Source organism: Methylophaga thalassica MP (genome assembly GCF_000214595.1).
Classification (GTDB): Bacteria; Pseudomonadota; Gammaproteobacteria; order Nitrosococcales; family Methylophagaceae; genus Methylophaga; species Methylophaga thalassica.
This window is the reverse complement of sequence record NZ_AFIG01000003.1, coordinates 535,761-555,677: the sequence shown is the minus strand read 5'-3', so window position 1 is coordinate 555,677 and position 19,917 is coordinate 535,761. Positions and strand designations below refer to the sequence as shown.

The following is a 19,917-nucleotide window of genomic DNA, read 5'->3' as shown; positions in this document are numbered from 1 at the left end:
TAGCTCGATATTTTTTGATGTCGATTTTACTTAGCAGTTGTTCGGAATAACCGAACAACTGCATTTTCGGCCAATTCATCTTCTGCATAATTAATAACACTCGCTCACACCATTGCCGCTTCGTACACTTTTTCAACCTCGGTAAACTTAGTGACGCTCTCTAGGCGCGTTAAGGTTGTGAGTTTCATCGAGTTTTTCATTGGACGATGCGGCACATTGGTCACTGGCGTTTGCAGTGACAGTGGTTTGCCTAACTCAAATAAATAATACAAATCAGCAGAACCTGACTTCTTACCTGCTTGATCTTCGGTAATGGCGTAACGTGGTAACACTGTGACTCGTTTAACTGGCCAGAGCTTGTCAATTTGCTTGGTTGAACTTTGAGTGTCTGAGGTAGATGCCAATGCTAAATAGCGAATTTCCTCGGCAATATGCTGCTTAAATTTCTGCAAAAACGTGCTTTGCGGCAGGTGATACCACAGCGCTGTGCCTTGCTCAAATTGTTCAAAGTAGCCATTATCACGGCCACGTTGCCCACCCAATGCCACGGTCATCGTCAAATCAGGATACAGCACTTGGCGCATGCCGTAATAAGGTATGCGTGCTGCTTCTTGTACGTAGAGCCTTTCCGCCATGCCAGCCACAGGATACATGGCCTCATTGCCTTGCCCTGTTTGTACATTCGGCGCTGTGCCAATTTGCGCTTGCAAGAACTCTAGCAACCACTGGTGACCAGAATAACAGCTCTTAGTCTGGGTTGATTCAGTTTGACTAAGTTCGTTTTGGCTGGGTAAGAGGGCAAACGCACCAATACCCACTTCTTCTATCGCGGCTGCGTAGGGGTTGGGGGTTGTAGCTTGATCAAAAAAGCCTGGGTATAAAGCAAACGCACCAAAAACAGGGCGGCTTTTCTTAGGAGATTGGCCAGCGTTTCCACTTGATGGTGATTTAGAATCGCGCGGCTCTGAAAAACGGGGCTCTGATAGCCGAATCAAGGCATCCCGATAACGATGCATTTGGTTAATGGCATCGTCTGGTACGTAATCCTTACTTTCGATATCTTCATTGCTGTCATCAAAGCGGTTTTTCTCAGTTTTAATACGGTACTTGGCATCAAACAACCAAATAAACTGCTTTTCTTCTAATGAGTCTGCTTTCGTTGAACCAGCGCTTTTAGGCAGTGTCACTTCCAACACAATATCTGGCTCTTGGTTAACCAAGTACGAGCGGATTGATTGGCCCTTTTTGGTAAATTTCGGCTCGTGTGCCAGCCGAGCGGTCACACCATCGCTGCGTTTAAAACGAAAGGCTCCAGCAAAACCATCTTTTAGTTGGTACTCAAAAAAGTTATTCTGGGCGAGCTTAGTCGCCCCGTTTTCGACCAATTCAAAGCCGAGATCCTGCTCTAAAATCTGTTTCAAACACAAAAAACACCACACTTCGTAAATCTCGGCCACTGATTTCATTGAAATGCTCGACTGATTGCCAAACACATCTAAATAAAATTTCAGCTCCTGCCAAATGCGATAGACCGCGCTGTAACCTGTTTTTTGCTGTAGCACTAACGACTCACGGCTTAACCCTGTGTATGCACCCACCTCTTTTAAAAAACTCTGACCTAACACTTTTTGTAGCGGCTGCTGCCAACTATGCAGCTCATTTAAAAATGAATCAGACAACCGTTGCCGTTCTGGTGCTTGGTTACTCTGCCTAAGCTTTTGTTCAAACTCCGCTAATTGCCGCTTACTTTTACTCACCGCCATTTTGATAAAACGGTTTTCTGGGGTATCGACACTCAGTTGCTTTTTTTCGACTGCATAGCGCTTATCGTACTGGCCATTGGCAAAGTCTTGCTTAACTTTCTCGGCTAACTTATGTGGCAGGCGGCCTTTTAATTTAGCCGCTTTAATATTGGCTACCGTCGGTTGCAAACGGCTATGAGGGGCTGCACAAATCACTTTTAAGCCTTGCTCAAAACGCTCCCGTAACGCGGCAAAATTAGCTAACCACATAAGTGGAAAATGCCCGCGTTGCTGGCTAGTCGCAGCGTCTTGTTCGGTTTTTTCGACCAAACTAAAGCGCCAAAGAGGGTAAACTTTGTCTATGGCTTGGTACATGGCGGGTAAGTCTTGGTGAAGTGCCATTTTGGTTGGCAGCACTTCAAAGGCTATGTGCTGAGTCTGTGTTTTGCCATTGTGCTCAAAGGTAAGTGGCAAGCGTAACCAGCCCACATCATTGCCAGTATTAATGGTGCCGGTTAAACGTGCGGGCACTACGCCCCTTGCGGTTTTTACTTCGGGAGCAAAACGAAACGCCTCATTCACGTTTTGGCTTCGGTGAGTTAGCCGCGCATGAGTGACTTCACTAAAAAATACCCACTCAAACTGGTACTGAGTATTCTCAAAAAACAGCGGGGAATTTAATGTAAGCTCAGCGTGTTTCGCTAAGCCATTGGCAACAAGTTCATTTTCGGCTAAGTCACTTTCATCTAACCCACTTTGTACTAAGCCATCTGCAACTAGCCCTTGCGGTTCAATCGCATTGCTCAGCTGCGCCGCAGGCGCAAAGCGCAATTCGTAGCTAGGTTGTACATCATTAGCGCTCGCCCTGTGCGCCATTGTATTCTGGTACACGCGCAACCGCTGGCTAATATCATTCGCCCAGACCGAAAACTCAAAGTCAGGGGTTTGTAATCGTATTAACTCCGGCATTCCCTACCACTCCTTACACCATCACTGTACGGGTTCTGCTTATAGGTTTCATTCATTGCAGAAGGCATCAAACAGCACCGACTCATTAAGGCCAGAAACTGGTAAAGGTCGCACTGGCTAATCGCTCGCTCATCCACTGCAACTTCGCTTTTGAACGGCAAGGTATACGCAGTACTTTTTCCTCTTCAGTAGCACCATCGGCCACGATTTTCTCGCGATACAAGTCAGGGCGTTGATTGGCTTCGTCTGCGTCAGACGCTAACCAAATAGGGGCAAACTGGTCTGCCAACACAGTATTAAGTTCAACCAACAAAGCCTTACCATCAGATGTAGTCAGTTTGTCGGTATCGCCTTCGATACGCGGCAGAACCTTACACATCATAAAGTCGTCCCATACAGCTTTTAGAGTCAGGTCATCTTGTGGTTGGCTGCTGGCAACCGCGAGAAGAAGTTCATTGAGCGCACGAAATGCCAATTCAAGCGGTGTATTTTTTAGCACCGCATTAACGGCCGATAAAAACGCAACGGTTTTTGTGCCATCCGCATCAAAGGTATTGTCTAAGTCTGCTTTGCTGGCGTTTGACCAAATAGGATAGCTAAGGCGTTTATTGCAACTGGTTGGGGTGAAAAAGTCGTGATAGTCGTTCGGGAAAAACGCACCAAAATCAAAGCTCAGCGCTCGGTCAATCACTTTGCGTGAAAAGCCGTGAGTGGTTTCATCCATATTCACCGTGCCTGCGACCAGCAGGTTAAACGGAATACTTAAACCATATTGGCAAATGTCAGCCCACAGCTCATCGTATTGCGAACCCTCAAAGCCTAGCGCTTCACGCAGCTTTTCTTTATCCGCGACTTCTTTAATGGTGGCGGGTTTCAATAGCGCATCGCAGCTGTAGGTAAAGCTATCATCTGTCCAACTCCATTCGCGGGTTTCCAGTACCGACAAATAATCAGCAAAATACTGCTCAACAGGGGCAAGGTTCATTTCATCTAAGCACAGCCAGTAAGGCAGCACCTTATCTAGCTCATCGCGTTCACCGGCCACAACTAAACGCTTGCCTTGGTCTTCGTTCTCTTCAGGCTTAATGTTTAAGCCGTTATCAGCAATCGCACGCCATGCTTTAGCTATAAACTGCAATACATCGGTAGTGATGTATTCGGCTTTTCCGTCTTTTGCAAGACGAGAAATATAGCCAAGCAAATCACTCGGCTCATGCCAGTCAGGGCGCACCGAAGTTAAACAATAGGTTTCAGCAAACTGCCCCGAGGTTTTAGCCTGCTCACGCACAAAACGGGTTTTACCTGTGCCTGAGATGCCTGCGAGAAGGAGGAAGGGTTTGGATAAATATTCTCCCTGTCCAACGTTATTTGTTGTGCTAGTAAGAACATAAAACCCATCTTTTTTAACTATCTTCAAGTCTTGATAAATAGCGTTGAATATCGATGAAAAAGCCCCCAAGTCACGACTATTTTTTGAATCTCCGTTATTATCAGCCCACTGATTCGTTAGATACAACAACTGACTACCATTATTAAATGGTTCATTGAAGTATCGAATATTGCTACCTGATGTCAGTTCAGAATCTTCCAAGCGGGTATCAGAAACCAAAAATAATCTGTATATTTTTTGATCTCCTCTGACAAGCTCTAGATACTTCTTACCTAAATCGGTTTCAACTTCCACCAAACAAGAGGACAAAGGATCGCTAAGATTCTCACGATATAAGTATTGAAAAACTTCTTTTACAAAAGATCTTATTGTTTCTGATTTTAAAATCTCTTTTCCATGCGTATCAATATGTAATGATCTTGGCTTATTCACAAATATGGGTGTAAATGAATCTTTCAAAGCTGGATATTCAGACATTTGCTTTGCTATTTCGGCTACTGCACTTTGAGTTTCTGCCAACAAATTTCCAGCCTGTAATAATGGGGATACGTAGTAATCATTACGATCTATTGTTTTACCTCCTCCCCAACTTTTGTAATCCGATACGAATGATAAAAAGCACTCAAGATCATCATTTGTATAACCCTTTGAACTGAAATAATTTTCAATCTTGCTTTTTTCTTGTTCGGAAACTCCATCTCTTAGAGCGACGGCAGCTTGTTGAAGATCTGTATCCTTATATATATCTTTAAAAATATTTTTTTGTTGTGATAGACCATCTAAGTAATTAGAAAGCTCTGCAGCAATATAGAACCAAAAGTTAGTTATAAAAATGGCTTTACCTGTTGATGTGGTGATTTTAGTAGAAAAATCAGCAAACTCTACTTTAGAGTAACCATTTGCCCTATTCTCACTAAGATAAAGCTCATATTCTTTTTTGAACTCTTCTGTTAGCTTAACATCAGTAAAGTTGACCCCATCAACTGAGCTTCTGATTTCTCTGAATTTCTCACTTAAATCAATTAATGCCATCTAATATATTCCTAATTTTTTTAGCTAATCCATCAATTACATTAACAGTAACGCTATTACCAAATTGTTTATACGCTTGCACTTTTGAAGCGCTTGGTTCAAATTCATCAGGGAACCCTTGTAATCGTGCAGCCTCTCTTGGGCTAATCTTCCGAGGATTTTTTCCAACCTGTTCAATCAGTACTTCGCTACCGTCTTTGTAATATCGTGCCGAGATAGTATTGGTGTAGGGGGATGCTTTCGTAACCAAGCCAAAACCAAAGCCTTTGCCATTTTTTTTATTTTCAATTTTTCTACGTTGATGGCCTTCCCATAATCTATCAGAAATAGTTAATTTAGGATCTGGGTTTTCCTCAAGCATATCACCAACTTTAACTTCAATACCTAGTGGTTTTGGGTACTCAAAACTTTTAACTTCGCCATCACGCCATAAAACGATGTATATGCGCTGTCTATTCTGCGGTATTCCAAAGTCCACTGACTTCAGAACCATTTCTTTGGCTAAGGCTTGAATTTCCTTTGTAGAACCATGCTCAATAACACTTTTAGGAATATTGCAGCTATATCCCATTTTGGTTAGCGTTTTTAAAATAACCTTGAGCGTATAGCCTTTATCATGGCTAATTAAACCTTTCACATTTTCAAGTAACGCAAACTTAGGCTTTTTCGTTTCTAGAATATTGGCTATGTCATGAAATAGAGTACCTCGGGTATCTTCAATCCCTAGTTTAAGGCCTGCATGCGAAAATGGCTGGCATGGGAAGCCAGCCAAAAGAACGTCATGATCAGGGATTTCATTCGCAGGGATCTTTGTAATATCGCCAAATGGAATCTCGCCATGATTATTTTTGTAGGTTTGCTGAGCATGCTTATCAAATTCGGAAGAAAAAACACAAACGCCGCCGTTTTGTTGAAAACCGAGTCGAACTCCACCGATCCCTGCAAATAAGTCGATAAAACGAAACTTAGCGTCAAAATCAGGCTTTAGCTTTAAAGCACCAAATACCTCATTAAAGAACGCGTCTCTTGTTGTGTATAAACCATTTTGCTGTAGCAGGCTGATTACACGCTCTTTGAGCTGTTCTGGCTTGCTGATATCTGGCTTGCAGTAAAACTGGCTATCAGTCGCAATGGCGTGTAACCATTGGTCAATTACCGCTTCAACGACACTGTCTTGTGGCACATGCTCAAGTGCTAAGGGTTTAATAATTTCTTCTGCTTGTAGAAGGACGTTGATTTTATTGTTCATTATTGACTACTACTAAAAATTCTTGATGGGTGACGGTAGGGCGAAGCATGTTTTTTGTACTTTGCATTTCAACCAAGTTGTACTTGCCCAATGTTTTCAGTGTTCTCGACACATTACTGACCGCTCGGCCTGTTAGCATGGCCAGCTCAGTGACCGATTGTGGCTGTTGTTCGGCGATTACTTTTAACAACTGCTGATTTTCTTTCGACAGCACATTGGCCACCGATTTCAGCGAATCGAACCAGATATCAACGGGGAAATCGGGGTCGGGCGTTTGCCCTTTAATGCCAATCACGCAGCGCGATTGTTTGAGGTTTTTCATATTTCTCTACTGACAAAAATTGAAGATGAAACCTAAGAATGGAAATAAGCGATCAAGTCTTTAACGTCATCGGATCTAAAAATATCGTTTTTGGATGTGTCGCTGTAAATTTCGGGATATTCATCATCCCCTTCGTTGATGGCGCAGCTTATGGCATACCTTGGTAAGTCATCACTCTCTCGATACTCAGCATTTTGGTGCTCAACCCAAAGCAGATAGTACTCACCATCCTGACGGAAGTAGAACGACGCGCAAGCATCGTTTGGCGATGTATTGTTAACCAGCGTTACTGGTATATCGTGAGAATTAAACCCAAATTTAAGCTCTTCCATTACACGCCCCTTGATAACTGTGCATTTATACATGCCATGCATCTTATCATCTACTGATTAGATCACAAGATTATTTTCCATCATTCAGCGCAATGGCGATCACCAATCACAGCAAGTACACAACCAGTACACTGGCGGTATTGTCTGCCTTAGCCTTTAATCCTCGCCCAGCCCTTAGGTTGACTGTCGGCACACTGCAAGGCGACAAGCCTACACAGGATTCATCGCCATTTTAGTCATCCAAGATGCTGCCTTTCACGCAGTACATTCGTGGGCGGGTGTTATCGGGGAGGCTGACTTTGCGCTGTGGCCGATTACCATCGGGGACTAGGTAGCCTGCGGCCATCAGTGCTTTGGCGGCGCGATCTGGGCTTAGGCCTTCGGTGGCTTCACGCCAGCCAGTTGGGTAAAACAGGTAGAGGGTTTGTGGGCCAGAAGTATCAAGCCAACCCGCGCGCTGGCGTACTTGGCTGCTGTAACCGGTTTGTTTAGGCGTAAAGCGGCTTTCGCCATGCTGCTCAATAAAGCTACGCACTTGGCGAATGGCTTGTTGGTCTTCATTGGCGGCCACACCACCGCGGGCAAGTATCCATTGGTTAAGCTGGCTTAAACAGGCAGCTTCGACACTTTGAGCTGGCCAATCAAGTACTTCGGCTTGAATGGCTAACAGGCCTGCGCTGGCCAGTAAGGCAAATTTTTCGGCAACTCGGCGCACTTGGCCGTCAGCCTCGGGTGGTAAACTGGCTAAAAAGCGTTGGCGTACGTTTTGGAAAACGGGTCGCACCTGCGCGCTGTGCTGCGTTAAATAACGTAACCAGTCCAAGGCCAAGCAGCCGTAGTGTTGGCGACTTTGCTGTTTTAGGTGATCGGCTAAATCGGCGGCATTCATGTCATGGCAATGGTTAAACACGCCCATTTGCGCTCCGGCATCGGCACTGAGATCAATCACGCGCACTTGCTGCCCCGCTTTCACGCGCTTGCCGATACTGGCAAGATGGCTTTCGAGCGTCACTTCACCAGTAGATAAAAACACTAAACGCCAACGGGCGGGTAAGCGCATTTCACCGTATTTGCCTGCACGGGTTTTACCTTGGCCATTGGCAAGCATATAAGCGACATCTCCCGCCTCTTTTGGATCAACTTCGCCCATTTCATCGAGCGCCAGCAAGGCATCGTTATGCGCTAATGCTGTGCCTTCTAAACCGTTGGCCGTGGCACGCCAACTGTGGCGCAGTTGATTAGGCTCGCCCCACACCGATAATGCCGGATACAGCGCCGCAGTTTTACCAGTACTGCTGGCACCATAGAGGTGTAAACCAAAACCATCCACCCCACACAAGTGCAACAAAGGTGCAGCCAGTGCAGCACAAACGCCAACAATTAATAGCGGGTTATCCAGACAATAACAGCCAACGTGCTGCCGCCAACTGTCGCTACTGCCTTGTTGAATAAAGCCTTCTATCGGGTGCATAGTTTGCAGCACCATGCGCGGGTTATTGCTGTGTTCGCTTGGGTAAAAGGTGAGGCGCGGATGCACATAAGCGTGATGATGCCAGCCAATGCAGTTCACGCTGATGGCCTTTTGCGTGGCCAGTTCGCCCATTTGTTGAATAAACAGCGAGAGCAACTGCCGCGCTTTGACACTGTTACTTAGCCGCATGCCTCGGCTAAGTAGAATTCGGCGGTACTCGCTGCCGTCTCCGGCTAAGAGTTCTGCGGGCATGGCCCAATAGCGATGGCGATTGTCATCGTCTAACCAGTGCAATAAATAGCCGTAGTTGTCTCCTTGCGGATCGCGGGTGCGTGCCGCTACTTGCAGCCAAGAGCAGATTTTAACAGGGCTATCTTGCCCAGCCAGTTGCATCACCAGCCAGTTTTGCGAGTTATAGGCAAAACCAGCCGGTAATGTTGGCATGTTGTTATTCACCTCATTGGCAGGTAACGGGGTTGATGCTGATGGTTTATCCACGGCCATAAGCAGCACCGATACGGCGGGTTTCAATCCACTGGTCGATATCGCTTTCTAACCAGCCCACGGCACGCGCACCAATACGAATGGAACGGGGAAATTCACCGTTGGCCATCAAGGCATAAATGGTGCTGCGGCCAAAGCCTGTTTTGGCCTTTACCTCGGGCAAGCGCAAAATCCGCTGCTGACGCGCTGGGTGTGTTGATGTGGTGGATGATTGTGTAGTTGGGTTCATCGTTTGCTTCCTCACTGATCTGTTAAGTTCAGTTAGGAGTTTGCCAGTACTAAACGGACGCAGTAGGCAGATAAATGCCCAGATCGTGCAGCTTTCTGAGGGTACAAGTAGCTACTTGCCCCAGTTTGTAGAGAGTGCCCAAAACAATAAATGCTCTGTGGGCAGAGTTAGTGCATGGCTAAGTGGCGTGAACTAAGGCTTTGCCCAAACTGCCCCAAAAGCCCAAGGGATGAGCGAAGTGTTAAAACACATGGAGTATGAGGCAAAGCATAAAGTGAAACTAAAACTTCTTTATCTGCTGAAAAATGAAAATATAGTTTCACTGACTCATTAAACGTTAAACGCTGATTGTTTCATGGCTTGCTCCGCTCGGCTGATCCCTAGCCGCTTAGCAACGGTTTGCCATTGCTTAACCGCCATTAATACTTCATCGTAAATTTGCGTGGCTTGGGTTTGCGAAAGTCTGAAGAAGTCTTTCACATCAAAGGCTAGCTGGTAGTCTAAAGCGTTGTCTGCATCGGTAATATTCAGATGCAGGCCATGCTTACCCACTATCGGGTTTAAATCATAAGCAGGTGATAACTTCCAGCCATTCTTTGTTAATAAAAACCCATGGTTACGCAGGTGATCATCCGTGTTGGACACCGCAATATTAAACACGATTCGACGCCATAACTGAGCTAAATCGGCGGCGGTTTGTGCACCAGAATTGGAAATAAATTCAGCAATCTCTAAGTAGCTAGCACCTTGAGATTGTTCACCATCATAGTATTGAAGCTGTGTCATGGCCGATGAAAAATGCAGCCGCTTTTCACCGTCGCGGTCAAACCGTTTGGTTAAAAAGGTATGGTGCTGTGACGAAAATTGCTTGATCTCACTTGGAAACATGTGAACACCTGCCGCAAGAGCCAATTCATAACAGACCATCTCCCATGCGCCCACGTCATGGGTATCATTTAGATTGGGAAACTTGGCAATCCACAAGTGGCCTTGTTCATCTGTGACACAAGCCTTGGGCCTTGCACCACCTAATGATGAGCCTGGAGAAATCAGCATTTTCAACCAGCGGTAATACTCGTCACTGTCGATATTATCGTCTTTTTCAATCTGCATTGCTGCGTGCTCTAGCTCTCGCAAAGAAGCCATTGGCGGCGCAGCAAACTCAGAGTTGTCGTCCAAAAAAGCATCCGAGCCTACTCGCTTAAATCGAATCCCCCCCATCCGATAAGAGTCATGTACGCCCAGCAGGTAATCCAATTCGTTTAATCGACTTGTTGCTCGAATACCTTTGCGCGCCTCAATCGCCGCACGCCGCTGCATTAAAATACGCCCCCATCTATCAGGCGATGAATCAAGAAATGCGCGAAAGTTTTTATCGGCTTCATCGTTATAGAGTTCACCGGAGTGAAGCGACAGGATGGGATCAATTTGCAAGCGATAGGCTGAGGTTAAAAATGCTTTATCGTAGGCAAAACTAAATACGCCACCTCGGCTTGAATCACTGTAAGCAAGCAGCCCAATTAGCAAAGGCGCTTCAATTGGCTGCCAGTCGGCATAGACTTCGACGATTTCACGGCTCATTTTGAACCTTCCAGCAATTTTATGTTTTGCAGCTTGATACCCACTTCATCATGAGCGGCCATTTCTGCAAAGTTGCTTTCCATGCCAAGAACAGCCATCACTTTTAAGTAAGTGCCTATGGCAACGCCCGGATCACCGGCGAAGACTTTATTCACGGTTTTATGATCAAAACCAGTACGTTCACACAGTAGCTTTTTTGTAAAACCACGTCGTTTCATCGCCAACAGCAAGTCTTCACCAAAATGCGTCAGGATTTTGCGCTGCTTTGGAAACAGTACATTGTGTAAGTCACGCTTAGCCATATCACCAACCAAAGGGACTATATTCCCACTATTTAACCTTTAATGGGAATATAGTCCAACTTTGAATCCCAAGCAACTCCAACAATTTACATATAGGACTATATTCCCACTTTACTCAATATAATTGGATTTATATCCCACCTTTAGGTTTAGCTTGCGCGTTGGCCAAGGCGATGAAATGGATCCCTGAATGCCAAAGGTTGCGGATTACACTTTTATGCGCATAAAAATGTAAAATTCCTCACTTTTCTGCGCGTAAAAGTGTAGACTGAGTTATACTACAGGCAGTTAACAGTCTTAATTGGCGGGAAATGACAATGCAGCGCAACTTACTAAACGCCCTAATAGCATGGAAAAATCAACCGGTGCGCAAGCCATTATTGATCGATGGTGCAAGACAAACAGGTAAAACCTATCTGCTACAAGAGTTATTTGGGAACACCTTTGCCAACATCCTTCGTATCGACTTACTTGAAAACCCTGCTTACAAAGAAGCGTTCGATGGCTCTCTGTCACCTGACGAGCTAGTAATGAACATTGAGTTGTTAACCAACCAAGCGTTCAACCCAGAAACCGATCTGCTGATATTAGATGAAATTGGCGAATGTGAACGTGCCGTTACCTCACTAAAGTACTTTGCTGAAAAAGCACCGTCCTATTTTGTCGCAGCCAGCGGTTCAAATATTGGTTTGCTCAACACCTTCCCTGTGGGCAAGGTAGAACAATACAATTTACGACCACTGACCTTCCAAGAATTTATTTACGCATCCAACGAGCAAGCACTGATCAAAGCATTTGATAGTCAAGCAAGTACACCGGCGGTACATACTAAATTGATGGATAAACTAACCGACTATTTTTTTACGGGTGGTATGCCGGAAGCCGTTTCTGCTTGGTATCAGTATAAGGATTCAAGCATTCTAGAGCGTGTTGAAAAAGTCACAAAAATTCATGCCGATTTAGTTGAAGGTTATCGCCGCGATTTTGGTAAGTACGCGGGCAAGGTCGACGCCACACTGATTGAATCGGTGTTTAATAGCATTCCAGCCCAGCTATCACTTGTCAGCGATGAGTCAGTTAAACGCTTTAAATTTAAGCATGTGCATGAGCGTAAATCTCGTTATAGCGATTTTGAAACCGCGATCCATTGGCTTAACTGCTGCCGCTTAGCTTTGCCAAACTACCCTATTGAAGGATTACCGAAATCTCCGTTGGCGGCCTATAAAAAAGACAATATGGTTAAACTATTTCTGTTTGATGTGGGCCTGCTCAATCATATGCTGGGCAGCAGTTATAAAGAGATTAAGCAACAAAACTATGAATACAAAGGCTATGTGGCTGAAAACTTTGTGCAACAAGAGCTCACAGCTATTGGCGTTGACCCAAGCTATTCATGGAATGACGCCCGCGCCGAAATCGAATTTATTTTGGCGACCGATGAAGGCGATATCATCCCTGTTGAAGTCAAAAGTGGTAAACGTACAAGAGCAAAATCGTTGGCATCCTACGTTGAAAAATGTACTCCCCGTAAAACCTTTAAGTTAACGGGTACACAAGGCTCTTCAGCGTTAGAACAAACCAATATCGTGATGCCTTTGTATTTCACGCAGTATTTACCAGAGAGATGGTAAAGGCGCGTTGCCTAGCCCCGAAGGTCTACACAAAGTTACCTTAGGGATAACAATTTGTAGACCTGATGCTTATCATTCGACACTCAGTCTTATCTCTCTTGGATACCATAGTATCCATATTGAGCTTATTCCTATTAAAATGGACACCATAATGTCCATTTCAGGCTAAGTGAGCTTTCTGCTGACTCATTACTATTGTGTAGAACCAGTGAAAAAATGGCAAAGCTATATTGACAGAAATCGTACTCGATAAAGCCTTTCAAAACTGCTATTTTTAAACCCTAACAGCAGCATAAAAACGGCACTGTTTTTCCATTGCTAACCACTAAGATTTCGTAAAAGCCATAGACAAGTGGTGGGCAGTTTGGTGGGCAAACAGGCATTTTTGAACGGTTTATTCTCGGTAAGTTATTGAGTTGGTTAGAGTCTAGGCCGCTACTCAATGAGCAGATCCAGAATATTGAGTGATTGAAAATCTTTTCAATCAGACATAAAAAAACGCGGCTTTTGGCCGCGTTTTTTTGAGCTTTTACGACAATCTTACTTAATCTCTGATTGCCTTCTACGGAAACCAACTAAACCAAGTAATGCTGGAGCAAACAGCCATAAAGCGGCAGGCACTGGCACTGCAGAGATAGGGGCTGTGTTGAACAAGGCAATATGAGAAATGCCCTGTTTAATAAAGGTTTTGAAATACAACTCTGAAATCGCATCACTGAATAAGGCGACAAGGGTAGTGTTACCTGATTTGATCATGATGCCTTCAAATGTCAGACCGAGTGAGCTTGTATTCACATAGCCGGTTGAAAACACATCTGAGGTGAAAAAGTCGGTGCTTTCTGTAGCCGCAGGGTAGGAACCCGTGCTGTAAAAATCTGATACATCGTAGCCAACCAGTTCAGAATAATTACCAGAAGCTTCAGCAGCATTAAACGCGGTGTTTAACTGGTCTTGTTTAACCGAGTTTGTTGTTGCCTCTGGATTGATTTGATATGCGTAATCCGGGCCTGTACCAGCGGTGAAGCTACCATCTGTACTTACGTACTGATAAGCGCCTGCAAAGTGCTGAATTGTGCTTTCTTTTTTATTTTTTGTCGCATAAATAACTTTGTCGCTGAGGTGAGCAGCGGAAGCTGAACCTGCAATGAAGAGTGACAGAGCCACACCTGCTAAAGTCTTTAATATTTTCATTTTCCCCTCCAAATGAGGAAGTAGTTAATCGCTGAACTAGTTTGCTTTCAAAGAAGTTATGAAGGAATCGTCGGTAATTCCACTAGTTTGTTACGCTGTGATAATTATATGCATGGACAATTATTTTTATATTGTACCTTGGTACTAGTGCACATAATTTGTTGCGCACAATCATTATGATTGATAATTGTGCCAATGTGAATTGGCTTAATAAAAATAGTTGCTTATGTTCATCATTTAGATCGGTTTATTTATGAAAATAGAGGCAGCATTAGATCCTTCATGGTGAAACACAGGACTTTTTGTCATAATTGCCCAATTATTCCTAACAGCGTTCAGAATTATATGATGGGTAATCTTTTTATTGTGGCTGCACCGTCAGGTGCGGGCAAAACGAGTTTGGTCAATGCGCTTATTGCACAGCATGCTGAAATTAAACTATCAGTCTCACACACAACTCGGGCTCCTCGTGATGGTGAGATCGATGGCAAGGATTACCATTTTGTTGATCAGCAAACCTTTTCAGCGATGCGAGATGCTGGCCAGTTTCTAGAGTCAGCCACGGTATTTGATAACAGCTACGGCACATCTTCTGAAACAGTTGAAACCTTATTAAGTGAAGGCTTTGACGTCATTCTGGAAATTGACTGGCAGGGTGCGCAACAAGTCAGAAACAATTTCCAGCAAGCGATTGGCATATTCATTCTGCCGCCATCAAAAGCGACTTTGGAACAACGCTTACGCAATCGCGGTCAGGATAATGAGGATGTCATTTCCAGACGTATGCGTGATGCAGAGAATGAAATCTCGCACTATGTTGAATTTGACTACATAATCGTCAATGATGATTTTGAACAGGCACTGACCAGTTTGTCATCTATCATCGTTGCACAGCGTCATTCCTTAGCGATTCAAAAAAATATTCAAGCGGACTTAATCGCTGAATTACTGGCTCAAAGCTAAGATATTTCGTAAAATTGATTCTTTAAATTTTAACTGGGAAAAACCATGGCTCGTACTACTGTTGAAGATTGTTTAGAAAATGTTGATAACCGTTTCCAATTAGTCCTGGTTGCTTCAAAACGTGCTCGTGAAATCGCCATGGGTGATGACGCTATGGTCAGCATTGATAATGACAAACCTACTGTTCTAGCGTTACGTGAGATTGCTGCAGGTTTAGTTGGTCGTGAAATTCTCGAAAAGACCAATGCCCGTGAACATGCTGCTGAAAGCATCGTCAGTGACGAAGAATTACAAACGGAAGAATAAACGACAGTGAGTGCCAAGCCATCCGTTGCTTCTGAACTGGATTTTATCCAGGAGTCAGAACCCAAACTGACAATAGATGACTTGTGCTATGCGACGGCAAATTACCTGGAATCAGGCCAGGTCGATGCGATACGAAGAGCCTATCATTTCGCGGATAACGCACATGAAGGCCAAACTCGCCGGAGTGGCGAGCGATACATCACCCATCCGTTAGCCGTCGCCCATGTTCTGGCCATGATGCATATGGATTATGAATGCATCATGGCCGGATTGCTTCATGATGTGATTGAAGACACTGCTCTGACAAAAGCTGACCTGGCCGCTGAATTTGGTGAAGAAGTCGGTGAGTTAGTTGAAGGTGTTACCAAATTAGCAAAAGCCGCTTTTGAAACGCAAAAGCATGCTCAGGCTGAAAACTTAAGAAAAATGCTACTGGCGATGTCACGTGATATCCGCGTTATTATCGTTAAGCTGGCAGACCGTCTCCACAATATGCGCACGCTGGGTCATTTACGCCCTGAAAAACGCCGTCGCATAGCCAACGAAACATTGGATATTTACGCGCCCATTGCCCAACGCCTTGGCATGAATTTAATGCGTTGTGAGCTGGAAGACCTGGGGTTCCATGTTCTGTATCCGATTCGTTACCGTGTGCTTCAAGATGCAGTAAGAAAATCGCGTGGTAACCGCAAAGAAATTGTCACACAGATCACTGCGTCTATTCTGAATCGAATGGAACAGGAAGGGTTGAGTGCTGATATTCAGGGTCGTGAGAAAAACCTGTATAGCCTGTACAAAAAAATGGTCAGTAAACAACTGTCATTCTCTGAGGTGATGGATGTGTACGCTTTCCGCATTATCGTCGATGATGTGGACGCCTGCTATCGGATGCTGGGGGTGGTGCATAACCTCTACAAACCGGTACAAGGTAAATTCAAAGATTATATTGCGATTCCTAAAGCCAATGGCTACCAATCATTACATACGGTGTTGTTTGGTCCTTATGGTGTGCCTATTGAAGTGCAGATTCGTTCCCGTGATATGGATCACATGGCAGAAGCGGGTGTTGCTGCTCACTGGTTATACAAAACCGGTGAATCAGTGGGTAATAATTTAGCCCACCGTAAAGCACGCCAATGGCTGCAAGGCATTCTGGAAATGCAGAAAGGCTCTGGTGACTCAATGGAGTTTCTGGAAAATCTGCGTATCGATTTATTCCCAGACGAAATTTATGTGTCGACGCCAAAAGGGGAAATTCTGACACTGCCACGTGGCGCTACAGCGGTCGACTTTGCTTATGCTGTTCATAGCGATGTGGGTAACAACTGTGTCGCTGCCCGTGTCGGCCGTCATCTGGTGCCGCTGAGCAGTCAGCTGGAAACCGGTGAGTCAGTGGAAATCATTACTTCACCCGCTTCACATCCAAATCCTGCCTGGCTCAATTTTGTGGTGACGGCGAAAGCGCGAACCAATATTCGTAATTATTTACGTCATTTGCAGACCGAAGAAGCGGTGTTACTCGGACGTCGTTTGTTAAACAAACACCTGACCGCGTTCTCGACTAATCTGGATGAAATTCCGGTTGAACGCTTCAACGAGCTGATTAATGAGTTTGAACTGAAACAATTTGATGACTTATTAGAGGATATCGGTCTCGGTAACCATTCTGCTTTATTGATTGCCCAGAAACTGGTGCATGAATCAACGCCGGATACAGAAGCGCAGGCACTGATGATTGCTGGTACCGAGGGTATGGTGGTGAGCTTTGCCCGTTGTTGTCATCCGATTCCGGGTGATCCAATTCATGGTTATGTCAGTAGTGGTCGTGGCATCATTATTCACCAACGTGGCTGTAAAAATACCTCGCATTTACGCGTGCAAAATGAAAAATGGCTGGATGTGGCCTGGTCGCCTGACGTATCACGTGACTTCCCGGTCGATATTATGATTCATGTGAAAAACCAACGTGGCGTCCTCGCGACGATTGCAGCCGTGGTATCTGAGTCCGATTCCAATATCGACAATGTTGTCGTTGATGAGCGTGATGGTGGCTACTCTGATTTACGTCTGACCATCGAAGTCGCTAATCGCCAGCATTTAGCGCGTGTTATCCGCCGCTTACGTCGCCTCGACATGGTAGAAAGAATTACTCGTATTAATTAAAACCAGACTTTGATGGAGAAATGAATGTCTCGCGAAATTATTCATACAGCGGATGCCCCTGAAGCTATTGGCACATACTCACAAGCAGTAAAAGTGGGTGATGTGGTTTACCTGTCAGGGCAGATTCCATTGGTACCCGAAACAATGACCGTTATCGAAGGTGACTTTAATACACAGGTTAAACGTGTATTTGATAATTTGTCTGCGGTAGCCAAAGCGGCTGGTGGTAGTTTGCAGGATGTGGTGAAGTTGAATATTTACCTGACCGACTTAAGCTATTTCGGTGCTGTTAATGAAATTATGGCGGAGTATTTTGAGCAGCCTTATCCAGCACGTGCAGCGATCGGCGTGGCTTCTTTACCGAAAGATGTGCCTGTGGAAATGGATGCAATTCTGCATCTTAATGCGTAATTATTAACCTTTAGGAGGTTAAGGTTGTGGTGGCGGATAATGGATTATCACAACCCGTGACTTCATTAAAAGGCGTGGGCGGAAAAGTCGCCGAACGTCTTGTCAAAATTGGTGTACAGCAGGTCCAGGACCTGCTGTTTCATCTTCCTCTCCGCTATCAGGACCGTACCCGCTTAATGCCGCTTGGTGCATTGAGATTGCAACAGGAAGTTCTGGTTGAAGGCACCATTCAACTCTCCCAAGTCAAATTTGGCCGTCGTCGTTCATTGCTATGTCATATCTCTGACGGAACAGGCTCATTGATCCTGCGTTTTTTTCACTTTTCTAAAGCTCAACAATTGCAGCTGGAAAAAGGCCGGAAGATTCGCTGTTTTGGTGAAGTACGTAATGGGCCTTCCAGTTTTGAGATGGTACATCCTGAATATCAGTTAATCGATGCCGGTAAAATTGTGCCGGTCGATTCTGAACTGACACCGGTGTATCCGACTACAGAAGGACTTCATCAACTTTCCCTGCGTAAACTGATCACACAGGCGCTTGCCAGTCTTGAAAATGGCTTGATGCCAGAGTTAGTGATACCTGAAGCCCGTTGTCACAATGTGGCTGATTTTTCTCTGACGGAGGCCTTGAAGTTTGTGCATCAACCGCCGCCAGATGCACCTGTCCAGCAACTGATCGACAGGCAACATCCTGCACAAAAACGACTGGCTTATGAAGAGTTACTGGCTCAGCAACTGACCATGAAAAAGCTGCGTCAGCAGACACAACATCATCGGGCACCAGCATTAAATCCAGACCCGGCACAGCGCGAAGCCTTGTTAAATCAATTGCCATTTCCGTTAACCAAAGCGCAGCAACGAGTACTAACGGAAATTGAAGCGGATATGAGCAAGCCGTTTCCGATGCAGCGATTGGTACAGGGAGATGTGGGCTCAGGCAAAACCGTTGTCGCGGCACTTGCCGCTATTGATGCTGTCAGTGCTGGTGCACAAGCAGTGATGATGGCGCCAACAGAGCTACTGGCAGAACAACATTTCAAGACCTTTACACAATGGCTGACGCCATTGGGTATGAAAGTAGGCTGGTGCGCTGGAAAACAGACCGCAGCAGAACGCCGACAGGTATTAGAACAGCTAAAGTCCGGTGAGATTAAAGTAGCAGTAGGCACCCATGCCTTATTTCAGGATGAAGTGGTATTTAATCAGCTGGGTTTAGTCATTATTGATGAGCAACATCGCTTTGGCGTACATCAGCGTCTGGCCTTACGAGATAAAGGCCGTGATGTGGATACCATGCCACACCAACTGGTGATGACAGCAACCCCGATTCCCCGCACACTGGCGATGACCGCTTATGCCGACCTAAGTGTCTCGGTGATTGATGAGTTACCGCCCGGAAGAACACCAGTCACAACAGTGGTCGTTTCAGATGGCCGACGGCAGGATGTGATTGAACGTGTCCATGCCGCTTGCCAACAGCACCGTCAAGTCTACTGGGTGTGTACCTTAATTGAAGAGTCTGAACATTTGCAGTGTCAGGCGGCGGAAGATACCGCGACTACCTTGCAGGATTGCTTACCAGATTTGAAAATCGGTCTGGTCCATGGCCGCATGAAATCAGCACAAAAAGAGCAGGTGATGACGGCGTTCAAGTCTGGAGAACTGGATATGCTGGTGGCGACCACGGTGATTGAGGTCGGTGTGGATGTGCCTAATGCCAGTTTGATGGTGATTGAGAATGCCGAGCGACTAGGGCTGGCACAGTTACATCAGTTGCGTGGCCGGGTCGGACGTGGCCAGATCGAGAGTCATTGTGTTTTGATGTACCATGCGCCACTGTCTGAGAACGGTCAGGCCAGATTAAAATGTCTGCGTGAAAGTAATGATGGTTTTGTGATTGCTCAGCGTGATCTGGAAATCCGAGGCCCTGGTGAAGTTCTCGGCACTCGTCAAACTGGTCTGCCGCAATTTCGCGTTGCTAATTTACTGGAAGATCAGGAACTGTTAACGGTGATGGAACAGGCGGCCAATAAAATGCTGGAGTTAGCGCCGGACAAAGCCGAGGCCTTAGTAACACGTTGGTTTGCCCACAAACTTGATTTTGGGCATGTTTAATTAGTTGGATTTTGA

General features: G+C 45.3%; 16 protein-coding genes. 6 read left to right on the top strand and 10 right to left on the bottom strand.

What is annotated here, in order from left to right; all coding sequences use genetic code 11:
- Window positions 1-104 precede the first annotated feature (104 nt).
- From MAMP_RS14235 to MAMP_RS14195, 9 genes are all read right to left on the bottom strand, one after another.
- Complete coding sequence (locus MAMP_RS14235; RefSeq protein WP_007146791.1) at window positions 105-2,711, bottom strand: restriction endonuclease-like protein; 2,607 nt, start codon at window positions 2,709-2,711, stop codon at window positions 105-107.
- A gap of 85 nt (window positions 2,712-2,796) precedes the next feature.
- Entirely contained in the window at window positions 2,797-5,133 is a 2,337-nt protein-coding gene (locus tag MAMP_RS14230; protein ID WP_007146790.1) for an McrB family protein, read from the bottom strand.
- Complete coding sequence (dcm, locus tag MAMP_RS14225; protein WP_007146789.1) at window positions 5,120-6,382, bottom strand: DNA cytosine methyltransferase; 1,263 nt, start codon at window positions 6,380-6,382, stop codon at window positions 5,120-5,122. The genes MAMP_RS14230 and dcm overlap by 14 nt, the downstream gene beginning before the upstream one ends.
- Window positions 6,372-6,704 (bottom strand): HVO_A0114 family putative DNA-binding protein, encoded by a 333-nt coding sequence (locus MAMP_RS14220; RefSeq protein WP_007146788.1) that lies wholly within the window; start codon window positions 6,702-6,704, stop codon window positions 6,372-6,374. The genes dcm and MAMP_RS14220 overlap by 11 nt, the downstream gene beginning before the upstream one ends.
- A gap of 32 nt (window positions 6,705-6,736) precedes the next feature.
- Window positions 6,737-7,069, bottom strand: coding sequence for a hypothetical protein (locus MAMP_RS14215; protein WP_202796144.1), 333 nt, complete (start codon window positions 7,067-7,069; stop codon window positions 6,737-6,739).
- A 199-nt stretch (window positions 7,070-7,268) separates the two neighbouring features.
- Entirely contained in the window at window positions 7,269-9,011 is a 1,743-nt protein-coding gene (locus tag MAMP_RS14210; RefSeq protein ID WP_007146786.1) for a DUF927 domain-containing protein, read from the bottom strand.
- Window positions 8,998-9,240 (bottom strand): helix-turn-helix transcriptional regulator, encoded by a 243-nt coding sequence (locus MAMP_RS14205; RefSeq protein WP_007146785.1) that lies wholly within the window; start codon window positions 9,238-9,240, stop codon window positions 8,998-9,000. The genes MAMP_RS14210 and MAMP_RS14205 overlap by 14 nt, the downstream gene beginning before the upstream one ends.
- A 330-nt stretch (window positions 9,241-9,570) precedes the next feature.
- Window positions 9,571-10,821, bottom strand: coding sequence for a type II toxin-antitoxin system HipA family toxin (locus tag MAMP_RS14200; RefSeq protein ID WP_007146784.1), 1,251 nt, complete (start codon window positions 10,819-10,821; stop codon window positions 9,571-9,573).
- Window positions 10,818-11,123, bottom strand: a complete 306-nt coding sequence (locus MAMP_RS14195) for a helix-turn-helix domain-containing protein (protein ID WP_036984862.1) — start codon at window positions 11,121-11,123, stop codon at window positions 10,818-10,820. Before MAMP_RS14195 ends, MAMP_RS14200 begins: the two co-directional genes overlap by 4 nt.
- Before the next feature lie 317 nt (window positions 11,124-11,440).
- Between MAMP_RS14195 and MAMP_RS14190 the strand changes: the two genes are divergently transcribed.
- Complete coding sequence (locus tag MAMP_RS14190; protein ID WP_040576627.1) at window positions 11,441-12,754, top strand: ATP-binding protein; 1,314 nt, start codon at window positions 11,441-11,443, stop codon at window positions 12,752-12,754.
- 540 nt (window positions 12,755-13,294) lie between these two features.
- Here MAMP_RS14190 and MAMP_RS16475 read toward each other — a convergent pair.
- Entirely contained in the window at window positions 13,295-13,945 is a 651-nt protein-coding gene (locus MAMP_RS16475; protein WP_007146780.1) for a VPLPA-CTERM sorting domain-containing protein, read from the bottom strand.
- Window positions 13,946-14,290: 345 nt separating this feature from the next.
- Between MAMP_RS16475 and gmk the strand changes: the two genes are divergently transcribed.
- Genes gmk through recG form a run of 5 tightly spaced genes read left to right on the top strand, consistent with a single transcriptional unit; the run spans window position 14,291 to window position 19,902 of the window.
- On the top strand, window positions 14,291-14,908 hold the full coding sequence (gene gmk, locus MAMP_RS14180; protein ID WP_040576626.1) for a guanylate kinase: 618 nt from the start codon (window positions 14,291-14,293) through the stop codon (window positions 14,906-14,908).
- 45 nt (window positions 14,909-14,953) lie between these two features.
- Window positions 14,954-15,214, top strand: a complete 261-nt coding sequence (gene rpoZ, locus MAMP_RS16595) for a DNA-directed RNA polymerase subunit omega (RefSeq protein ID WP_007146778.1) — start codon at window positions 14,954-14,956, stop codon at window positions 15,212-15,214.
- A gap of 6 nt (window positions 15,215-15,220) precedes the next feature.
- The gene (locus MAMP_RS14170) at window positions 15,221-17,377 is read left to right on the top strand and encodes a RelA/SpoT family protein (protein ID WP_007146777.1); all 2,157 of its coding nucleotides are present in this window, start codon (window positions 15,221-15,223) and stop codon (window positions 17,375-17,377) included.
- Window positions 17,378-17,401: 24 nt separating this feature from the next.
- Complete coding sequence (locus MAMP_RS14165) at window positions 17,402-17,788, top strand: RidA family protein (RefSeq protein ID WP_007146776.1); 387 nt, start codon at window positions 17,402-17,404, stop codon at window positions 17,786-17,788.
- A gap of 26 nt (window positions 17,789-17,814) precedes the next feature.
- Window positions 17,815-19,902, top strand: coding sequence for an ATP-dependent DNA helicase RecG (gene recG / locus MAMP_RS14160; RefSeq protein ID WP_007146775.1), 2,088 nt, complete (start codon window positions 17,815-17,817; stop codon window positions 19,900-19,902).
- Window positions 19,903-19,917 lie beyond the last annotated feature (15 nt).